The 1,628-nt window shown below is 60.6% G+C and carries 3 protein-coding genes; 1 reads left to right on the top strand and 2 read right to left on the bottom strand.

All coding sequences use genetic code 11. The features are described 5' to 3' along the window. Window positions 1–48: 48 nt before the first annotated feature. Window positions 49–252: a hypothetical protein gene (locus tag B5X82_RS26605; RefSeq protein WP_139385182.1), complete on the bottom strand. Its 204-nt coding sequence runs from the start codon at window positions 250–252 to the stop codon at window positions 49–51. 68 nt (window positions 253–320) lie between these two features. Between B5X82_RS26605 and B5X82_RS26610 the strand changes: the two genes are divergently transcribed. Then, window positions 321–821, top strand: a complete 501-nt coding sequence (locus B5X82_RS26610) for a hypothetical protein (protein WP_139385183.1) — start codon at window positions 321–323, stop codon at window positions 819–821. Here the strand turns inward: B5X82_RS26610 and B5X82_RS26085 are convergent. Next, window positions 800–1,354 (bottom strand): recombinase family protein, encoded by a 555-nt coding sequence (locus tag B5X82_RS26085; protein ID WP_079651176.1) that lies wholly within the window; start codon window positions 1,352–1,354, stop codon window positions 800–802. The genes B5X82_RS26610 and B5X82_RS26085 overlap by 22 nt on opposite strands. Window positions 1,355–1,628: the final 274 nt, after the last annotated feature.

Raw genomic sequence — 1,628 nt, forward strand, 5'->3', positions numbered from 1 at the left:
GGAAAATTGGCGCGCCCGGAACGAGACGGCTGCGGAGTGTCATGCTGGTCAGACGATCTGCGAGCCATCGTGGTATGATCGGGCGGCATCATTGGTGGAGGTTCCTGGATTGTGGTGGTCGAGCATGGAGACCAGGATTGCCCGGCCTGTCGAGTGGATATGTCGTTCGAGTTCGTGGCATGGATCGAGCAGGCCGGGTCGGCCGAGCCGGTTGGCAAGATGACTTCCGAGCAATTCGTTGCGTGGCTTCAACAGATCGGCTCTACCCATCCCAACATGCTGACAGGGCATGATGGGGCCAGCGAAGGGGCTTCGTAGCGATGACGTTTGATCCAGATGCTTTGCTGGCGGCACTACCTCGTCGTGTGATCCGGCCGCTCGCACCTGATGTGACCATCCGGTCCACGAAGGCGCGGCCTATCCCCGTAAGCTCGGCGCTTTTCGACAAAGGCGCCTATAACGGTTTCAGCGACCGTGAGAGATATCGGACTGCCGACCTCTCCAACTGGCTGGCAAAGATCGGCAGCACCGAACGGCCCGGCACCTGCGACATTTGCAGGGCTCCTGCGGAGGATGAACATGCCGAGGATTATTATGATCTGACCTCCTGGATCGGCCTTTGCCGACGTTGCCATCGAACGGTCCTGCATGGTCGATTTGCTCGCCCTGGACGCTGGCTGGCCTTGCTCGATGAATGCGAAGTGCCAGATCGCCATTGGGCGCGTCTTGTGTCCGACGCGCCATTCGATCTGGCGGCATTGCAGCGGTCACGCGGCCGATATGAACCGATCAAGGCCAATTACACCGCCAACATCCGGTAGACGCTGGCTCTCCCGATATTGAGGCGCCGAGATATGGCGGTTGCGCCAAGGCCTTCATCTCGGAGCGCACGCACCTGGGCGGGATCAATGGTGGCGGGGCGACCTTTGTAGACGCCCTTGAGCTTCGCGGCCTCGATGCCCCGGCGCTGCCGAGCCCGGATGAAGTGCTTTTCTACGGACCCGATAAGGCCGAACAGGGTCAGCAAGACCTCCGAAGCCATGTCGGTCCCATCGAAAACGATTTTGGGATCGTCGATGCGCAGGACGGCGCCCTTCTCGACGACACGCTTCGCGATAGTCAGCAAGTCCCCGGTATCGCGAGCAAGCCGGTCTGGGTGCAAGGCCAACAACTGGTCCGAGGGTTCGAGCAGGCGAAGGGCCGCTTCAAGCTGCTCGCGGCCGTCGAGCTTCGACCCATTCGCGATGTCGCAGAAGACGACGACGGCGCCGAGTTCTTCGAGCTTGGCCTTCTGGCTGGCGATGTCCTGGCCGTTGTCGGTCGAGATGCGCGCGTAGCCCAGGACCTTCCCCATGTGATCTCCCTGTCTCGTGTGGCTCTAAGACCCTCAAATTCCTTGTGTATTATAACGGACAACGAGCCCAATTGGTATATTCTCGGCGTCTCGGGAAATGTCCTCTGGACGGTTACCCATCCGAGGCGCAAGCACGGCCAAACCCTTCGCCGCCCCAGGTCATGGCGCCGGATGATCTCTACCTTGGCCGAGGAATGCGATCACACGATCGGCGGCTCTATACGATCACGAGATGATGAAGCCGACGATCGCGGCGAGCCTACGACTTCAGCCA

The organism is Rhizorhabdus histidinilytica, assembly GCF_900167915.1.
GTDB classification, from domain to species: domain Bacteria; phylum Pseudomonadota; class Alphaproteobacteria; order Sphingomonadales; family Sphingomonadaceae; genus Rhizorhabdus; species Rhizorhabdus histidinilytica.

Coding starts and splice junctions, on each gene's coding strand:
- B5X82_RS26610 (WP_139385183.1), top strand. CDS start 321: ATGACGTTTGATCCAGATGCTTTGCTGGCGGCACTACCTCGTCGTGTG.
- B5X82_RS26085 (WP_079651176.1), bottom strand. CDS start 1,354: ATGGGGAAGGTCCTGGGCTACGCGCGCATCTCGACCGACAACGGCCAG.